Origin of the sequence: Streptomyces sp. NPDC059092, from assembly GCF_042756365.1 — a bacterium.
In the GTDB taxonomy this organism is placed as follows: Bacteria; Actinomycetota; Actinomycetes; order Streptomycetales; family Streptomycetaceae; genus Streptomyces.
The window spans coordinates 71980-88826 of sequence record NZ_JBHZEJ010000023.1; the positions used below are offsets into that span (position 1 = coordinate 71980).

The 16847-nt window shown below is 70.8% G+C and carries 9 protein-coding genes and 2 pseudogenes; 5 read left to right on the forward strand and 6 right to left on the reverse strand.

Annotation, left to right across the window (positions count from 1 at the left end):
- Nucleotides 1-98: 98 nt before the first annotated feature.
- The 3 genes and pseudogenes from ACFXPL_RS16245 to ACFXPL_RS16255 form a co-directional block, all read right to left on the reverse strand.
- Nucleotides 99-1226, reverse strand: a pseudogene (locus ACFXPL_RS16245) (glycoside hydrolase family 43 protein); the annotation flags it as partial.
- A 75-nt stretch (nt 1227-1301) separates the two neighbouring features.
- Nucleotides 1302-1610, reverse strand: a pseudogene (locus tag ACFXPL_RS16250) (immunoglobulin-like domain-containing protein); the annotation flags it as partial.
- Between the two features lie 193 nt (nt 1611-1803).
- The gene (locus ACFXPL_RS16255) at nt 1804-4005 is read right to left on the reverse strand and encodes a glycoside hydrolase family 36 protein (RefSeq protein WP_384918850.1); all 2202 of its coding nucleotides are present in this window, start codon (nt 4003-4005) and stop codon (nt 1804-1806) included.
- A gap of 103 nt (nt 4006-4108) precedes the next feature.
- Here ACFXPL_RS16255 and ACFXPL_RS16260 point away from each other — a divergent pair, with 103 nt between their 5' ends.
- The 5 genes from ACFXPL_RS16260 (at nt 4109) to ACFXPL_RS16280 (ending at nt 11107) form a co-directional block, all read left to right on the forward strand.
- Nucleotides 4109-5224, forward strand: coding sequence for a LacI family DNA-binding transcriptional regulator (locus ACFXPL_RS16260; protein ID WP_384918853.1), 1116 nt, complete (start codon nt 4109-4111; stop codon nt 5222-5224).
- A gap of 103 nt (nt 5225-5327) precedes the next feature.
- Nucleotides 5328-6656 carry an ABC transporter substrate-binding protein gene (locus ACFXPL_RS16265; RefSeq protein ID WP_384918856.1) on the forward strand — a complete coding sequence of 443 codons (1329 nt, stop codon included), beginning with the start codon at nt 5328-5330 and terminating at the stop codon, nt 6654-6656.
- 63 nt (nt 6657-6719) lie between these two features.
- On the forward strand, nt 6720-7646 hold the full coding sequence (locus ACFXPL_RS16270) for a carbohydrate ABC transporter permease (RefSeq protein ID WP_384918859.1): 927 nt from the start codon (nt 6720-6722) through the stop codon (nt 7644-7646).
- A 2-nt stretch (nt 7647-7648) separates the two neighbouring features.
- The gene (locus ACFXPL_RS16275; RefSeq protein ID WP_384918903.1) at nt 7649-8521 is read left to right on the forward strand and encodes a carbohydrate ABC transporter permease; all 873 of its coding nucleotides are present in this window, start codon (nt 7649-7651) and stop codon (nt 8519-8521) included.
- Between the two features lie 36 nt (nt 8522-8557).
- Nucleotides 8558-11107, forward strand: coding sequence for a CBM35 domain-containing protein (locus tag ACFXPL_RS16280; protein WP_384918906.1), 2550 nt, complete (start codon nt 8558-8560; stop codon nt 11105-11107).
- 78 nt (nt 11108-11185) lie between these two features.
- Here the strand turns inward: ACFXPL_RS16280 and ACFXPL_RS16285 are convergent, their stop codons facing one another.
- From ACFXPL_RS16285 to ACFXPL_RS16295, 3 genes are all read right to left on the reverse strand, one after another.
- The gene (locus ACFXPL_RS16285) at nt 11186-13222 is read right to left on the reverse strand and encodes an RICIN domain-containing protein (RefSeq protein ID WP_384918862.1); all 2037 of its coding nucleotides are present in this window, start codon (nt 13220-13222) and stop codon (nt 11186-11188) included.
- Between the two features lie 105 nt (nt 13223-13327).
- Complete coding sequence (locus ACFXPL_RS16290) at nt 13328-15379, reverse strand: beta-galactosidase (RefSeq protein WP_384918865.1); 2052 nt, start codon at nt 15377-15379, stop codon at nt 13328-13330.
- Between the two features lie 112 nt (nt 15380-15491).
- Nucleotides 15492-16838 (reverse strand): ABC transporter substrate-binding protein, encoded by a 1347-nt coding sequence (locus tag ACFXPL_RS16295; protein ID WP_384918868.1) that lies wholly within the window; start codon nt 16836-16838, stop codon nt 15492-15494.
- Between the last annotated feature and the right edge of the window lie 9 nt (nt 16839-16847).

The following is a 16847-nucleotide window of genomic DNA, read 5'->3' on the forward strand; positions in this document are numbered from 1 at the left end:
AGCCGTGAGCCGTGAGCGGTAACGCCCGCGACGCGCGGCGGCTGCCGTCCGGCACTCCGGACGGCAGCCGTTCACTCCCGGCGCTGGACTGTCACTGTGCGGAAGTCCCGCCGCGTTCCGGAGGGCGGGCTGATCCGCGCCTCCTCGGAGAGCCCGAACCTCGGTGCCGGGCCCGGGAGTCGCGTGCCAGGATCCAGTGGCAGGGCGACCCTCGCCGTCGCGTCGTCGACCAGGGCGTACGCCTTGAGGCCGGGGCTCGTCGCGTCGGCGACCGACGCCTTGGGGGCGTACGCGCCGAGCAGCCGGTCGTACTCCGTCCGGGTCACCGGCAGGACGGTGCCGTGGCGCGGGCTCACCGGGAGTTCGTAGTTCTCCGACATGGTCCACCTGCCGGAGTCGAGGTCGGTGGTCTCGAAGGGGATGTAACCGCGGTCCCCGAACTCGTCGATGAACAGGTACCACTTCTCCTCGGTGTTGGACTTGAAGACGGTCGGTCCCTCACCCCGGGAGATCGATCCCCTGCCGATGCAGTCGGCGACGAAGTCGTACGAGGGGGAGCGCAGGTCGCCGGACCTCTCGGCGGTGATGAACTTGGCGCACGGGGTGGACGAGGAGCCGTCCCGCTCGTCCTTCGTGAAGCGGTAGTAGCTGCCGTCGTGCCGGATCACGGTCGAGTCGATGACCGAGTAGCCGGGGTCGTTCCACACCTTCGCCTCGCTGAAGGTACGGAAGTCGCGCGTGGTCGCGTACATCATCCTGTTGTACGTCGAGCCGGTGTGCCGCGGGTCGTCGGCCGCGTAGATCTTCGAGGCCCAGAAGACGACGTACGCGTTCAGCTTGTCGTCGTGGTACGCCTCGGGGGCCCAGGTGTTGCCCGCGGTGTCCGGGGCGACCTTCACCAGCCGCTGGTCGGTCCAGTTCACCAGGTCGGTGGACTCCCACACCATGATGGACCTGCTGCCGGTGCGCTGCACCTGGTCCCAGTCGCCGTTGCCGTACATCCGGAGGTCGGTGGCGATCTGGTAGAACTTGTCGCCCTCGGGGGAGCGGATGACGAACGGGTCGCGCAGCCCCTTCGTACCGAGGTCCGAGGAGAGGACCGGCTTGCCGCCGTTCAACTCCCGCCAGTGCAGAGGGTCGTTGCCACGGCTGAGCGCGGTCCGGATCTGCTCGCCGTTCGCGGTGCCCTCGCCGGTGAAGTAACTGAAGGCGTACCCCGCGTACTTCTGCTTCGCGGGCAGTTCGCGGACGGTGGCGGGGAACACCCGGGTGGTGTGGGCCTCGCCACGGCTGACGGTCGCGGTGAGCCGTAAGGACCGTGCGCCGGAGCCGTGCCGGGGGCGGTGGACCAGACCGGTCGCGTCGATCAGCGCCGGATGGTCGGACTTCCAGCTCACGGAGGTGGCGTCGGTGCCGGTGTCCGGCAGGGTGAGATGGCCGCGCACGTCGTCCAGACCGTCCACGGTGAGCTGTTGGGCGGCGAGCACGGTGGCGGCCCGGTCGCTGTCGCCCGGGGACTCCGCGTGCGCGGACCCTCCGGGGACGGTGAGCAGTCCGAGAAGCAGGGCGACGAGTGGAACGAAGCCTCTGCGTGCGGTGCGGGGGCGCATGGAGGTCCTCCCCGGACAGGATGTTCTGTGGGGTCTTGCGTGTTCCTGTTGGAACGGCCGTCTTGAAGTGTTGCCACGTGTGCGACACAGCGTCAATGGTTGTGTACGGATGGGCCGCACCGGAATCCTCCGGCGCGGCCGGGAGCGCGTCCGCACCGTGGGTCCCACCGCACTCCGTCCCGGAGGCTGTCTCCTACGCCGGCGGGGTGGGCGCCGCCGTCGGTGTGAGGGCCTCCGTCGGTGTGAGGGCGAGGAGCACGCAGGCCGGGGCGGCGGGCAGTTCGACGGTCAGCTCCGCGCGCTCCGCCCGCCAGCGCGCCCTGCCCGACGACGCCGCGGGGTGCAGGATCTCCACGCGCGCCTCGACGCCCGCGAGATGCGGTACGGACAGGGTGCGCGCGGCCTCCGCGTCCCTGCGCCAGAGCGACAGATAGCTCGTACCGCCGGCCGCGTCCTCGGATCCGCCGCCCGGCCGCAGCCCCAGCGCGATCCAGGCGTCGGTCCACTGCGGCAGCCCCAGCGGCCAGAAGGGCACAGCCGCGGGCAGGTCGGCCCGCACCCTCTTGTAGGTGGCCACCGCCTGCTGGACCAGGGCGAGTTGGTCCGGCGTCATGTGATCCAGGTGCCCGGAGAGGTGGATCCGGCCCAGCAGCGCGCTCCCGAGGGTGAAGGAGATCTCCTGCGGGGTGAACCCCGGCTGCGGATACGCCCAGACCGCGCCCTGCTCCGGCGGCACGGCCGTCGGAGCCGAGGCCGCGATCGGCGGGTAGTACAGGGGATCCTGCTGATCGCTGGTGGACTGGAGCTGGGAGACCGCCAGGGAGGCGCCGTCCATCCGCATGCCGCCGGACGCGCAGTTCTCGACGACCAGGCCGGGAAAACGGTCCAGTACCGCGTTCAGCCACTCAAGATAGGCACGGGAGTGGCCGAGCAGGCCGCCGCCGGGCGAGGTGTCCCCGTCGCCCTGGGTGCCCGGCGCCACACTGATGTTGTAGTCGAGCTTGAGATACCCGACCCCCCAGTCGCCGACGATCCGGTCGACCGTCGCGTCGAGATGCGCGCGGGCCGCCGGATGACGCAGATCGAGCTGGTGACGGCCGTGTTCGGTGATCCGGACACCGTCGCGCCGGAAGAACGCCTCGGGAGGCAGGGACGTGGCGACCGGGCTCCGCACCCCCACCACCTCGGGCTCCAGCCAGAGCCCCGGGACCATGCCGCGCGAGCGGATGTGGTCCAGCACGGCCTGGATGCCGCCGTCCGGGAACCGGCGCTCCGAGGGCTGCCACGCGCCGACGCTGTCCCACCAGCCTTTCGCGTGGTCGTCGTACCAGCCGGAGTCGATGCAGAAGTACTCCGCGCCCGCCGCGGCGGCGGCGTCGACGAGCGGCAGCAGACGCTCGGTCGTCGGGTCGCCCATCAGGGTGTTCATGTAGTCGTTGAAGACCACCGGCAGCGCGGTGTGATCCGGGTGCGGGCGGCGCACGGCCCGGCGGTACGCGGTGAGATGACCGAGCGCGTCCTCGAAGTCCGATCCCACCGCCAGCGCGGCGGCGACCGTGGTGAACTCCCCACCGGGAGCAAGCCGTTCACGCCACTGGTGCTCGGCGTCGGTGGGCCCGTTCAGCGCGAGGTACGCGGCGCCGGCCCGCTCGCCGGTGTCCCACCGCCACCCCGCGGCCGACTCGATCTGCCAGAGCAGTCCGCGGCCGGTGGTGCGGTCGGTCAGCCCGCCCATCGGCAGATGACCGTCACTGGGCCAGCTTCCGCGCCCGGCGAGGGCGAGCGCGGCCCGGCTGTCGTGCTCGTGGGCCCCGTGGTTGAGTGCGGCGACCGTCTCGCGCAGCGGCGTACGGTACCAACGGCACTCCGCCAGCCAGTCGTTGCGCGCGCGGTGCACGTCGAGTACGTCGGGGGAGGGCAGCCCGCCCACGAGCAGGCTGCTGACGGACTGCACGACGAGCGGCTCCGCCCCCTCGTTCACGAGCCGCACCTCACCGCGGAGCACGGCCACCCCGTCGGGCGAGGAGAGACGCACCTCGGCGGTCAACCCGCTGAGCGGATCATGCAGTTCGACGGTGAGCCGGTGCCAGCCGCCCACGTGCGCGGAGCGGTGCGCGCGGTACCGCAGCCGCGAGCCGAGCGCCCCGTCCAGGAAGCGCTGCCCCGACCAGCCGCTGCCGTGGCCCAGTGCGGTCACCTCGACGAGCGGCAGCGGCGCCGAGGCGCCCGGGAGAACGCCCCCGGAGCTGTCCGACGGGGCCCCGGCCGTCTCGTCGGGGCGGGTCAGCCCGGTCATCCTCAGCGTGCCGTCGGCGGCCGTCGCGAACTCCGCGCGGAGCTCCGCGTGCCCCCAAGTGAACGTCTCCCGCGTGCTGTTCGCCGGCTGACCGGTCAACGTGTCCCCTCCCGTTCCGCCGGTGTCGGCGGTGTGCGTCCGGCGCGTGAATCCTTCGTTACGGTCTCTTGACGCGCCCTGTGTGACCGGTCACAATCCTGGCATGAATGTGACCGGTCACACAAGGAAGACGGCCAAGGCGGGCGCGAAGGCGGGCCCGAGCATCCGGGACGTCGCCGCCGCCGCCGACGTCTCGTACCAGACCGTCTCCCGTGTGATCAACGGCCATCCGAGCGTCAGACAGTCCACCCGCGAACGCGTCCTCGCCACCATCGACGAGCTGGGTTTCCGGCGCAGCGCCACCGCGCTCGCCCTGGCCAGCGGCCGGTCCCGGTCCGTCACCGTACTCACCGCGAACACCACGCACCACGGCTACGCGGCGATCCTCCAGGGTATCGAGGAGGCGGCACGTGGCGCCTCCTACGCCATGGGGATCGGGGTGCTCGAATCGGCCGACGAGAGCGCCGTACGGGCCGAGGTCCGGCGCGCCGCCGACACGGGCGGCGGACTGATCGTGATCGCGTACGACCCGGCCGGGGTGGCGGCGCTGGGTGCCGTCCCCGCCGGGCTGCCGGTGGTCGGCGTGGTCGAGACCCCCGCGAGCCCGCCCGGCGACGGACTGCCCTGGGTGTGGACCGACGACCGGAGGGCGGCCCACGAGGCCACCCGCCACCTGCTGGCGCTCGGCCACGAGACCGTGCACTACGTGGCGATCCCCTCCAGCACCCCGGGCACCGCGCCCCGAACGGCGGGGTGGCTGGCCGCGCTGCGCGAGGCCGGGGCGCCCGAGCCGCGCCCGGTCCAGGGCGGCTGGGGGCCGGCCGACGGGTACGCGGCGGGGCGGAAGCTGGCCGCGGACCCTGCCGTCACCGCGATCCTCTGCGGCAACGACGATCTCGCGCTCGGGGTGATCCGGGCGCTGCACGAGGCGGGGCGGGCGATCCCCGGCGAGGTGAGCGTGGCGGGCTTCGACGACGCCCCCGGCTCCGCGTACCTCACCCCCTCACTCACCTCCGTACGACTGGACTTCACCGGCCTGGGACGGGCCGCCTTCGGACTGCTGCACGGGGTCGTCGAGCAGTCGGAGCCGGTGGCGCCGCGCCCGCTCTCCGTACCGGAGCTGATGGTGCGGGAGAGCTCGGGGCCGGCCGCCGGCCGCCTCGGGCCCGCCACCGTCCGCCGCCACCCGGGAGCCCTGACACCGGCCCGGGAGCCCTGACACCGGCCCGGGAGCCCTGACACCGGTCCGGAGCCCCACCGGGAACCCGCCGGCCGGAGCGCGTCCTCCCCATGTCCCCCTACGCAGTGAGGCAGAGACCCCGATGAAGAGAGTTCTCCCAGCCCTCGTCCTGATATGCGTGACCGCCCTCACCGCCACCGCGTGCAGCGACCCCACGGCCGGAACCGGCGGCAGCGGCGCGGACTCCGGCTCCGGCGCCCAGGTCGACCCGACGGCCAGGCTCGACGGTGTGAGGCTGACGATGTGGACGGCGCAGAACACCGTCAACGCGCCCCGGCAGGTCGTCGACGCCTTCGAGGAGGCCACCGGCGCCTCGGTCGACACCCAGGCCATCCCCGACCTGTACGAGCAGAACGTACCGACCAAGCTGGCTTCGGGCGACAAGCCGGACCTGATGTTCTGGCAGCCGTCCCTCTCCACACTGCCCTTCATCCAGCCCCGGCAGAACCTCCTCACCCTCGATCAGGAGCCGTGGGCGGACAAGCTCGGCGACACGGAGAAGTCCCTCGGTGTCATCGACGGCAAGCGGTACGCCGCCATCGTCACCAGCCCCGCCATGCTCGGCGTCTACTACAACAAGGACGTCTTCCGGAAGGCGGGCATCACCGAGGACCGGTTCCCGCGGAGCTACGCGGAGTTGCTGAAGCTCGGCCACACGGTCAAGGACCGGACCGACGCGGACGCGTTCTACGAGTCCGGTGGCGACAAGTGGCCCCTGCAGTGGCAGATGCAGGTCCAGCTCACCGACCTCGACCGGCAGTGGTGGGCCGGGCTCAACACGAACAAGGAGAAGTGGACCGACCCGGTCGTCGTCAAGGCCGTCACCACGTACAAGGACCAGCTCCTCGGCGCCGGGCTCGCGCAGAAGAACTACCGTACGGGCACCTTCACCGGCTCCGCCGACGCGCTCTGGAACGGCCACGCGGGCATGGTCCTCAACGTCACCTCCTTCCAGACGCAGTTGCAGGCGAAGCACAGCACGGAGGAGATCGACCGGAGGATCGGCTGGTTCCCGGTGTCGAACTCGGACACCGCCGGCCTGTACTCGCCCGACCAGACGAACGGGGTCGTCGCCTTCAGGACCGGCGACGAGAAGCGCCAGAACGCCGCCCGGCAGTTCCTCGCCTTCTGGCTCGGCACGGACTACGCGGACTACATCAAGGCGATGAAGATCCCGTCCGTACAGCCCGGCGTCCCCAGCCCCGCCGGACTGCCCGGCACCTCTCTGGCCCAGCTCAAGGCGCTGCCGACCGCCAACGGTGTGTTCCAGGCCAAGGCCGTCGTCGCCCCGGACACCCACCTCTACCTCGCCGACATGATCTACGGCAAGAAGACCCCGGCGCAGGTGGCCCAGGCCATCCAGGACCAGTTCGCCCAGGTGGCCAGGGCGCAGGGCGCTCCCGGCTTCTGACCTCACTGACGGGACGCCATCTCCGCCTCATCACTGATCACTTCGGAACGAGGGATGCCCGCCGTGGCGCAGACAGCCATACGCTCACGCAAGGCGGCGCCGTCCGCCCGTGGGGAGAGGAAACCGGTGGGACGGCTGCCCCGCGCGGCCGTCCACCACCCCTGGTGGTTCGCGCTGCCGGCGGTCGTGCTCTTCGTCGGCTTCTTCCTGGTGCCGAACCTGCTCAACTTCTACTATCCGTTCACCAATTGGTCCTCCTACCACTCCGACATCGCCTTCACCGGGCTCGACAACCTCGCGACGATCGCCGACGACGGCTCGCTGCTCAGAGCCATCAGGACCACTCTGGTCTACGCGGCCCTCGCCGCCCTCTTCCAGAACGGCTTCGGGCTCGGCCTGGCCCTGCTGCTGGAGCGGGACTCCCGCTTCAACCGCCTCTTCCGCGCCGTGTTCTTCCTGCCCGTACTGATCTCAGCGCTCGCCGTCGGCTACGTGTTCCAGGCCCTGCTCGACCAGGACGGCGCGCTCAACTCGCTCCTCGGCACGGACATTCCCTGGCTCGGCTCCACCACCTGGACCCTCGTCCTGGTCTCCGTCATCCACGGCTGGAAGTGGATGGGCCTGTCCATGCTGATCTATCTCGCCGGACTCAAGGGCATCCCCGGCGACATGCTGGAGGCCGCGCGGGTCGACGGGGCGGGGCCCTGGCGCGCCTTCCGCTCCGTGCGCTGGCCCATGCTCGCGCCCGCCCTCACCTTCAACGTGACGACCGCGCTGATCGGCTCGATGAACACCTTCGACATCGTCCAGGCCACCACGGGCGGCGGCCCCGCCGCCTCCACCGAGGTCTTCAACATCTACATGTTCCGGATCTTCGGACAGGGCCTTTACGCCCAGGCCTCCGCGATGAGCCTCGTCCTCTTCCTGATCGTCGTCGCCCTCGCGATCCCCCTCGTCATCGGGCTGCGCAGAAGGGAGCGGATGCTGTGACCATCACCCACGTTCTCCGTTCGGCCGGCCGCGCACCGGCCCCCGGCCGGGAGTCCCGGGCCTGGCGCCTCGGACGGCCTGTCCTGGTGGTGGTGCTCGCCGCCGTCGCCGTCGGCGTACCCCTGTGGCTGGTCCTCGTCACCTCGGCCAAGCCACAGGGCGAGGCGGTCCGTCCCAACCTCGATCCGCCGGTCCACTGGCAGCCCGCCGACAACTACGCGGACGCCGTCAACCAGGGCGAGATGCTGCGCGGCTTCGTCAACTCCCTTCTGGTGGTAATTCCTTCGGTGGCGCTGGTGCTGATCCTCGGCGCGGGCGCGGCCTGGGTCTTCGCGCGCCGCTCGTCCCGGCTCGTGTCGGCGGCGTACGCGCTGACCATCAGCGGTCTGCTGCTGCCGCCTGCCGTGATCACCATCGTGATGGAGCTGCGGCAGCTCGGACTCGCCGGCACCCGCCCCGGGATGATCGCCGTCTACACCGGGATGTACCTGTCCACGTCGGTCTTCTTCATGACCGGGTTCATCCGCACCATCCCCTACGAGCTGGAGGAAGCGGCCCGGATGGACGGCGCGACGCCGCCGCGGATCTTCCTGAGCCTCATCCTCCCGCTGCTGCGGCCGGTCATCGCCACCGCGACGATCATGGTGATGCTCTACGCCTGGAGCGACATCTTCTACGCCTTCTTCGTCCTCGGGGGCTCGGACGCCGCGACCCTGCCCATCAACCTGTACCAGGTCGCCGGAGCCCAGCTCTACCTCAACAACTGGCATCTCGTCTTCGCCTACGTCGTGGTGATGAGCCTGCCCATGGTCGCCCTCTTCCTGGTGGCCCAGCGGAGGATCGTGTCCGGAATCACCAGTGGAGCCGTCAAGTAACGCCGAGAAAAGGGAGGTTCAGTGAGTACGAGCCGTATGTTCCGCAGGTCCCGTACGCGGGGCGGGGCGGGACACCGCGCGTCCACCGCCGTGGGAGCCGCCTTGCTGGGAGCAGCGTTGACCGCAGGATTCCTGCCCGCGGCCCAGGCGGCCGAACAGCCCGCCACCGTGGCGGCCCAGCGCCTGACCGTCGACCTCGCCGCCCCCGAGGGCAAGGTCATGCTCGGCGCGAACGGGGCGCTCTACGGGCTGGGCGACGACGGGGTGCCGAGCGACGCGGCCCTGGCGCCGCTGAAGGTCACCACCGTCTCGCAGAAGCCGGAGGGCGGGGCGCAGCACCCCAACGGTGACGCGATCTCCGTCTCGAAGCCGTTCCTGCGCAACGGCGGCGGGGACGTTCTCGTGCTGATGCAGGACATGTACGCCAAGTGGCCGTACGAGGACCTGGGCATCAGCGACTATCTCACCAAGGTCGACCGGATCGCCGCGGACATCGCCGCCGCCCCGGACAGCGAGCACTTCGTCTACGTGCCGTTCAACGAGCCCGACCAGATCTGGTACAACCTGGGCGTCGCCGACCAGGCCACGTACGAGGCCAACCGGGACCGCTTCCTCAAGGACTGGAAGACGGTCCATCAGCGTATCCGCGCCGTCGACCCGGACGCCCGGATCGCCGGGCCCAACGAATCCTCGTACCACACAAGGCTGCTGACCGACTTCCTCGCCTTCGCGAAGCGGGAGAACGTCCTGCCGGACATCACCACCTGGCACGAGCTGGGACCGTCCTCCCTGCGGGACTTCCAGGCCCACCACGACAACTACCGCTCCATCGAGAAGGCCCTCGGCATCGGACCGCTGCCCGTCAACATCGACGAGTACGCCAACCGCCGAGACCTCTCCGTGCCGGGCCAACTGGTCCAGTGGGTCTCGATGTTCGAGCGCAACAAGGTCTTCGCCAACCAGGCGTACTGGGACGCCGCGGGCAATCTCAGCGGCAATGTCGTGCACACCAACATCCCCAACGGCGGCTGGTGGTTCTTCCGCTGGTACGCGGGGCTCACCGGGCAGACCGTGAAGGTCACCCCGCCGTCGCCGCACACCGTGGACACACTCCAGGGCGTGGCCTCGCTCGACACCTCGCGCGGGCAGGCGCAGGTCCTGCTCGGTGGCTCGTCGGGCGACACGGACGTGGCCGTGCGCCACGTCGACCCGAAGGTCTTCGGCACCTCGGTCACCGTGACCGTCGCCGAGGCGGCCTGGTCCGGTTACGAAGGGCAGCACGCCGCCCCGCGCGTGCTGTCCCGTACGAAACTGAACGTCGCCGCCGACGGCACCGTGACCGTACCGCTCACCGGCCTGGACCGGATGTCCGCCTACCGGATCCTGCTCACCCCGGCGGGCTCCGGCAGCCCCGCCACCGCCGCCGTACCGTGGTCCGCGCCGTACGAGGCGGAGGACGCCAGGATCACCGGCGGTCAGGTCTACACCCAGGGCACCGTGGCCAATGCCAACGGGTACGCGGCCTCCGGCACCAAGGACGTCGGCTCGCTCAACACCGCCGCCAGCAAGGTCGAGTTCACCGTCGACGTCCCGGCCGCCGCCATGTACGACCTGTCGGTCCTGTACGGCAACCAGTCCGGCGCCCCGGCCACCCAGACCCTCTCCGTCGACGGCGCGGCGGCGACCGCGGTCAGCTACCCGTCCACCCAGAACTGGCTCTACCGGGGGAAGCGGGACGTGACGGTCGAACTGACCGCCGGCCGTCACACCCTCACCCTCGCCAAGGGCACCGGCGAGGTCACCCTGGACCGGATCGACCTGACGGCGCACACCACACCGGCGACCGCCTACGAGGCCACGTTCGCCGACATCTCCGGCAGTGTGACGTACGACTACCGTGACGCGACCGGCACCGGTACGGGCGCGCTCGTCCTGGGCTCCGGGGGCAGGGCCGTGCTCGACGTGTACGCGCCGCGCGACGGCTACTACACCGTGACCTCACGAGCCTCCGCCGCCGTACAGCTCTCGCTGCACGGCGAGAGCGTCACCGCCGCCCCGGACCAGGCGCTGAAGCTGTACCTCGTGGCGGGCAACAACCGGGTCACCGCCTCGGGCCGGGCCGCGCTGCGCTCCCTCGACGTGGCGGGCGCGGGCAGCCCGGCCGGCTCGGTCACCTACGAGGGCGAGCGGGCCACACTGGCGGGCGGCGCGCGCCTCGTCGACAACGTCCACGCGTCCGCCGGTACCTACATCGGATGGCTGGGCAACAGCGCCGCCAGCACCGCCGGCTTCACCGTCACCGCGCCGCGCGCCGGACAGTACGTCCTGGTGCTCTCCTACAGTCACAACGACCGCCGGGACAACGGCCACGCCTACAACACCGACATCATGTCCCGTACCGCGGACATCACCGTCGGCGGCGTGACCCGCGAGGTGACCTTCAAGAACACCTGGAGCTGGGACGACTTCTGGACCATCGGGGTCCCGGTCACCCTGAAGCAGGGCGCCAACACCCTCACCATCGGCAACGCGTCCGCGTGGGCACCGAACATCGACAGGATCGAACTCGCCCCCGTCCGGGGCTGATCCGCCCGAGCCCGCACGACGACCGAGGACCGGCGCCCGGGGGCGCCGGTCCTCGGCTGTTCTCCACGCTGGTGCCGCCTACCTGAGGCCGGTGACCTTCCAGCGCTGGTTGGTTCCGGAGTTGGGCGTCCAGACCGAGACCCGCGAGCCGTCCGCCGTGGCCTGGCCCGGGACTTCGAGGAGCTTGCCGCTCTCCGTGCCGACCAGGGTGTAGGTGCCGTCACCGGTGGTGGACAGGACCCACTGTGCGGCGGCTTTCGCCTTGCCCCGGTCCGGTTCCAGCACCGCCGCGCCGTCCCGTACCGCCAGCCGCAGCTTCCGCTCGGCGTTGCGCACCACGTAGCGGTCCCGGTTGCCGGTGCCGCTCGCCACCTTCTCGATCCGCCACCGCTGGCCGGTGCCGGCCGCGTCGGTGGTGCGGATGACGGTCCCGGTCGCGTCGTCCGACACGTCGAGCGACTTGCCGCTGCCCACGCCCGTCAGGGTGTAGGCCCGCCCCCGCTGGAGGTCACCGGCGTCCTTCGCGACCCCGGAGACCCCCTTGACCAGCAGGCTGGTCACCGACTGGGCGGGAACGGTGACGGTCGCGCCGCCGCCCTTCACGGCGACCGGGGTTCCCTTGACGAGGGCGCCGCCCGCGTCCGTGACCACCGGGGTGACCGTCGCGTCCCGGGAGATCCGGCCGAAGCCGGAGAGGTCCACGGTCACGGCCCGCGACGCCGTCGTGTCGTTGACATGGACGACGGTGGCGCCCCGGCCCGACGCGGAGACGGCCGCCGCGCTCGCGGTGTCGTCCGTCTTCACCAGCCGGTCCCCGGGCTTGATGAAGTGGGTGAAGTTACGGGCCGTGTTGAACTTGGTGTTGGTCCGGACCGGGCAGGTCTCCAGGGTGTCCTTCGCGGTGCAACTGAACGGCACCTGGATGGAACCCCAGTTGCCGCCCTTCGCGGACTCGCCGCCCGGCCTCATGTTGTCGTAGTCCTCGACCGGCTGCCAGAACAGCCAGGCGGTGGGCTCCAGTTCACGCAGGTCGTCCACCACGTGCTTGGCGAGCCCGAGTCCCGGCTTCATGCTGGTGAAGTCCTGGCCGTCGCCCCAGTCGCCGTCGACCTCGCTCATCCACAGCGGCTTGCCTGCCGCCTTGGCGATGTCCCGCGCGGTGGTCCTGCCGCCGGTGCCGTACGTGTGGACGTTGAGCTGGGTGACCAGGTCCCGCACGTCCTGCGGGTAGGACTCCCAGTTACGGGCGAACGTCGTCGGGTTGGTCTCGTCCATCGCCGAGATCACCGCGTCGGTCTTCGACCTCCCCAGCTTCGCCGCGAGCGCCTTGATGACCTGCTGCTGACGCTCGGGGCCGACATGGGCGCCCTCCTGTCTGCCGCCGGTCGGCTCGCCGTCCGGGCCCAGGGTGGTGCCCCAGTAGGAGGTGTTGGGCTCGTTGAACGGGTCGATGGTGTCGACCTTGATCCGGCTCGACTTCTCCAGCCGCTCCACGGCACCTGTCAGATACGCCGCGAAGTCGTCCACCGAACCGGGCTTGAGCTGGTCCTGGCCGGCCTGGAAGTTGCCGGAGACGTAGCCGCTCTCGGTCATGAACCACGGCGGGGAGTTGGAGAACGCCTCCCAGTGGGTGATGTCCTTGGCGATCCGGTTCACCCACCACCGCTGTGTGGCGTCGGCGTCGGGGTTCCAGTCGGCCGGGTCGTCCGCCGACCACCAGGTGGTGTCCTCGCGCGTGGTGCCCTCCGGCGCCTTCCACCAGCCCTGCACCGCGCCACCGGCGCGCAGGTAGTCCTTCACGTCGGGGGCGTTGCCGCCGCCGACGTTGTACCGGGCGATGTTCAGCGCGAGACCGTCGTCGCCGAAGACCAGCTCGGCGAGCTTCTCACGGATCGCCGGGGGATAGCCGCCGGTCGCGTTGGCGAACCAGACCAGACTGGTGCCCCAGCCCTCGAACTTCTGTCCCTGGTACGAGGGGTCCGGCCGTACGGTGACGGCGGAGCCCGGCTCGGCCGCGGCGGCGACCGGCAGCGGTCCGCCGGCCAGTACACCGCCGGTGGCCAGAACGACGGCCAGGGCCGTCGGCAGGTACCGGATGGTACGTCGTCGCTTCATCGTGGGGTCTTCCCTTGTCCTCGTCGCGTCATCGGGGGAGAACTGCGCACGTGCCTGTCGGAGGTGGTCGAGGTCCCGTACGTCCCTTCTCTGCGGAGGCGGCTCTCAGCGGCGCACCACCGCGACGCCGCGCGGGCCGAGCACGAGGGGCTGCCCGGTGGAGCGGTGGTCCGCCCCGGCCGTCAGGGCGAGCAGCGTCCCTTCCACACCGGGCAGTTCGACGGGCTCGTCGGTGCGGTTGACCAGGAACCGGTAGTCGGTGCCGCCCCGGCCGCGCACCACCAGTTCGACCCGGCCGCGGGCAGCCACCGGCAGTTCGCCGCTCACCCCGGCGCCGTCGAGCAGCCGGGCGAGCACGCCCCGTACGCCCTCGGCGCCGAGCCGGGTGGAGACGTACGCGGCGGACCCCCGGCCCACCGGCCGCCGGGTGATCGCGGGGCGGCCCGTCTGGTCACCGGAGGTGTACGAGGCCAGCACCTCCACCGCGTCGTCGGTGAGGGTGATCGGGTCCGTCCACAGCGTCCCGGTGGAACCGTCGTCCAGGGTCACGCTCCGGCCCTCGGGCAGCGGTGCGAACTCCTCGATCCTGATGCCCAGCAGATCGCGCAGCGCGCCCGGGTAACCGCCCAGCCACGCATGGTCGTTCTCGTCCACCACACCGGAGAAGTAGGTGGTGACGAGATGGCCGCCGTTCTCGACGAAGCTGTTCAGCTCCTTGGCGAGGGCGCGTGGTACCACGTGCAGCACCGGCGCCACCACGAGGTCGTAGCCGTCGAGTGCGTGCCCGGTGTGGACGATGTCGGCCCGTACTCCGAGGGCCAGGAACGCCGAGTACCAGTCGAGTGCTTCCTGCCGGTAGCGCAGCAGGGAGGTCGGGTGGGAGTCCTGTTCGCTCGCCCACCACGACTCCCAGTCGAAGAGGATCGCCGCCCGCGCGGGGCGCCGGGTGGACCCGGCGACCTCGGACAGGTCGCCCAGCAGCGCGCCGAGCCGGGTCACCGAACGGAACACCTCGCTGTCGGGACCGGCGTGCGGCACCATCGCCGAGTGGTACTTCTCGGCGCCCGCCGCGGACTGCCGCCACTGGAAGTAGCAGACGGCGTCGGCGCCGTGCGCCACATGGAGCAGCGAGTCGCGCGCCAGTTCCCCTTCCCGCTTGGCCAGGTTGACCGGCTGCCAGTTGACCGCGCTGGTGGAGTGCTCCATCAGGAACCACGGGTGCCCGCCCGCGATCGAGCCGGTGAGGTTCGCGGAGAACGACAGCTCGTCCAGGCCCTGCGGCCCGGGATGGACGTAGTGGTCGTTGGAGACGAAGTCCACCTCGTGCGCCCAGTCGGCGTAGTGCATGCCCTTGGTCTCGCCCATCACCATGAAGTTGGTGGTGACCGGTACCTCGGGGGTGAGCCGGTACAGCAGATCGCGCTCGGCGCGCAGGTGCTCCTTGAGGGCGTCCGAGGAGAAGCGCTTGAAGTCGAGCTGCTGGGTCGGGTTGGGGTGCGAGGCGGCCAGCCGGGGCGGCAGGATCTGCTCCCACTCCGTGTAGCGCTGGGACCAGAAGTCGGTGCCCCAGGCGTGGTTGAGCGCTTCGACGGTGCCGTAGCGGGCGGCCAGCCAGGTACGGAACGCGCGGGCCGCGTCGTCGGAGAAGTCGTAGATGTTGTGGCAGCCCAGCTCGTTGGAGACGTGCCAGGCGACGAGCGCCGGGTGGGAGCCGTACCGCTCGGCCATCTTCGTGGCGAGCCTCAGCGCGTACGTACGGAACACCGGGGAGGTGGGCCGCCAGTGCTGGCGGGCGCCCGGCCACACCGTCTCGCCGTTCGGCCCCACGGGAAGGATCTCGGGGTGCAGTGTGGTCAGCCACGGGGGCGGGGACGCGGTGGCCGTGGCCAGGTCGACGGATACGCCGCCCGCGTGCAGAAGATCCATGATCTCGTCCAGCCAGCCGAAGTCCCACACGTCCGGGGCGGGTTGGATGCGGGCCCAGGAGAAGATGGCGAGGGACACGATGTTCACCCCGGCCTCGCGCATCAGCCGGATGTCTTCGTGCCACACCTCGCGCGGCCACTGCTCCGGGTTGTAGTCGGCGCCGTAGGCGAACCCCGGTGCGGGGGCGTCGTGCGGCCTGCGCAGCCAGCGGGGCGACGGGGCGCGGGTCATCTTGCTCCTCGGGAAGATCGTGCCGGGTCCGCGCGGTCCGGGCGGACCGCGGGCACCGGGTGGTGACGGACGGCGAAGTCGCCGCCACCCGTCACCACCCGGCCGGCCGGCGTTACTTGACGGTGAAACCCTGCTCCGTGCCGTAGGCACGGGACTGCTTCTGCCAGGCGGCGAGGCCGTCGGAGAGCGGTGTGCCGGAGACGTAGGCCTTGCCGACGGTGTCGTTGAAGATGGAGTTCGCGTAGACCTGGAAGGGCAGGTACGTCCAGCCGGGCACGACCTCGGTGGCCGACTGGGAGAAGACCTTGTTGATCTCCTGGCCGCCGAAGTAGTCGAACTTCGTGTCCAGGAACTCCTTGGACGTCAGATCGGCGGTGGTGGCCGGGAAGGCGCCGTCCTTGATACGGGACTTCACCCCCGCGCCGGCGGCGGCGTACTCGGTGAACGCGTAGGCGAGCGCCTTGTTCTTGCCCGCGGAGGGGACGGCCAGGGAGCTGCCGCCGCTCTCCGCGCTGGCCTTCGCGCCCGCCTTCCACTGCGGCAGCGGGGCGACACGCCAGTCACCCGCCGCCGCGGGCGCGCCCGTGCTGAGGTTGGTGGGCATCCAGGCACCGGTGGCGAGCGTCGCGATGGTGCCGTCGCCCAGCCCCTTGAACCACTCGTCGGTCCAGGAGGTGACGGGCGCCAGCAGCTTGCCGTCGATGAGCTTCTGCCAGGTGTTCGAGAACGCGGTGCTTCCCGCGTCGTTGAAGCCGATGGTCACATCGGTGCCGTCCACCTTGTACGGGTGGCCGCCGGCCTGCCAGATCAGGCTGGTGGCGAAGCCCGCCTCGCCGGTGTCGGCGGTGATGAAGACCTTCGGGTCGGCCTTGTGCAGCTTCTCGGCCGCGGTGACGTACTCGTCCCAGGTGGTCGGGACCGCGATCTTGTGCTTGTCGAAGACCTTCTTGTTGTAGTAGAGCGCCATCGGGCCGGAGTCCACCGGCAGCCCGTAGACCCCGCCACCGCTCTTGACCGCGTTCCACGGGCCGGGCGAGTAGGTGTCGCCCAGCTTGTCCGCGCCGTACGCGGAGAGGTCGGCGACGGACTTGGAGAGGGAGAACTGGCTCAGCGCGAAGTACTCGACCTGCGCGACGTCGGGGACGCCCTTGCCCGCCGCGATCGCGTTCTGGAGGGCGGTGTACTCGTCCTTCGAGGTGCCCGCGTTGACGACCTTGACCTTCACCTTCGGGTGCGCGGCCTCGAAGTCCTTCGCGACCTGGGGCATGGTGCTGTCCCAGGTCCAGACCGTCAGGTCGCCGCCCTTGTCGAGGGCCGCCTTGACGTCCTCCGGGCTCCCCGAGCCGTCGCCGCCGCCGCTGTCGTCGGAGGAGCCGCCGCAGGCCGTCAGGGTGACGGCGAGGGCGAGCACGGAGGCCAGACCTGCGCCGCGCACGGTGCGGCGCGTTGTGTTGAACATCAGAGTCAT